The sequence below is a fragment of the Acidithiobacillus sp. TH-A36 genome (assembly GCF_057473445.1).
The window spans coordinates 1-1,606 of the sequence record NZ_JBYCKP010000504.1 but is presented as its reverse complement, the minus strand read 5'-3'; the positions used below and the strand labels follow the sequence as shown (position 1 = coordinate 1,606).

Annotated in this window: 2 protein-coding genes and 1 pseudogene; 1 reads left to right on the top strand and 2 read right to left on the bottom strand. The window is 54.7% G+C overall.

The window, feature by feature from the left end; all coding sequences use genetic code 11:
- On the bottom strand, nt 1-551 hold a 551-nt coding region (locus AC2VLY_RS12835), incomplete at its 3' end, for a pseudouridine synthase (protein ID WP_486893634.1).
- Between the two features lie 137 nt (nt 552-688).
- Between AC2VLY_RS12835 and AC2VLY_RS12830 the strand changes: the two genes are divergently transcribed.
- Nucleotides 689-1,000 carry an encapsulin-associated ferritin-like protein gene (locus AC2VLY_RS12830; protein WP_010642997.1) on the top strand — a complete coding sequence of 104 codons (312 nt, stop codon included), beginning with the start codon at nt 689-691 and terminating at the stop codon, nt 998-1,000.
- Nucleotides 1,001-1,010: 10 nt separating this feature from the next.
- On the opposite strand, the pseudogene AC2VLY_RS12825 reads toward AC2VLY_RS12830, so the two are convergent.
- Nucleotides 1,011-1,606, bottom strand: a pseudogene (locus AC2VLY_RS12825) (radical SAM family heme chaperone HemW); the annotation flags it as partial.

Sequence of the window (1,606 nt, the reverse complement as noted above, 5' to 3'; positions counted from 1 at the left end):
CGTAACACTTCCGCATCGGCGCCTTGCAGCAGGCGACGAATCTGCCGGTTACGCCCTTCCTGAAGGACAATTTCCAGCCATTGGGTTTTTCCTCCGCAGCGCAGCTCACGAATTTGCATGGGTAGGCATGGCTTGCCGTCCAGGCTGGAGTGCTGGGCAATGTGCCGAAAAACTTCGGCAGGAAGAGGAGGGCGGATTTGCACGTGGTAGGTTTTGCTGACGTGCTGAGCAGGATTCAGCAGAATCTGGGCCCATTCTGGATCGTTACTGAATAACAATAACCCGGAGCTGGCCTGATCCAGACGTCCTATGGGTGCCAGCCAATGGTCGGAGGGCAGTAAATCATAAACGGTGGGCCGTCCCCTTTCATCGGCGCGGGTACTGACAACGCCCCGGGGTTTATGCAGCATCAGCACCTTGCGAGCCTGTCCGGTCAGGCGTTGTCCCGCCACGGAAATCCGGGCATCGCGAAGTGAAAAACGGGCTTCCGGCTCGTAAATGATCTGCCCGTTGACGGTTACCTTGCCGGCCCGAATCCAATCGGCGGCCATGCTCCGCGAGCACAGTCCTGCTTTGGACAGGAGTCTTGCCAATTCATGGCGAATTTCTCCCGGTCTGGTGTCACTTGGGTTTAGTGAACGCTTTGGGCTATGCTTGGAAGGATATTTCATCGTTAAAGGATCTCAAGATGGCACATGAAACAATGCACGAGCCTTTGGAGTCTCTGTCCAGTGATACGCTGGATATTCATCGGGCGATATCCTCGCTGATGGAAGAATTTGAGGCGGTAGACTGGTACCAGCAGCGCGCGGATGCCTGCAATGATCTCCAGCTCAAAAAAGTGCTGGAACACAATCGGGATGAAGAAATTGAGCACGCGGCCATGGTACTGGAGTGGTTGCGCCGTAAAATGCCGCGTCTGGATAAAGAGTTGCGTGAATATTTGTTCAAGGATGGTTCCATTACCGGTCATGAAGCTGAGGCGATGGGCCGGGAATAGTATTGCCCATTCAGGGAATGAAGCGGGCACACAATTCATTGTAAAAATTCATTCCCCGGGCGGTGGGCCGGATTATTTCGGTATCGGCATACAGTAAACCCTCGCGGCGGGCACGGCGAATCTGTGGCTCAATCAGCAGACTGTCCAGGCCGGTGCATTCAGTAAACAGACGGCTTGAAAAACCTTCGGTCAGCCGCAGGGCATTCAGCATGAATTCAAAGGGGCGTTCTGCTGGTGGAACCGGGGTGTATTCTCCCAGGGTTTCCATATCACTGAGCGCGTCGGTCATGTAACTCTCGGGTCGGCTGGGTTTGCGGCTGCGCCAGATGCCTTCCACCTGGGTGATTTTGCCATGAGCCCCGGCGCCAATTCCCAGATAGTCTCCATATAGCCAGTAATTGCGGTTATGCTGACATTTCTGTCCGGGGCGGGCATGCGCGGAGATTTCGTAGCGACCCAAACCGTGATGGTCCAGTTCACTGCGTAAAATATTTTCCATATCCGCAGCAGTATCCTCGTCAGGGAGATGGGCCGGAGGATGGCTGGCAAAGGGGGTGCCGACTTCCAGAGTAAGCTGGTAAAGGGATAAATGGGGAGGCTTATATT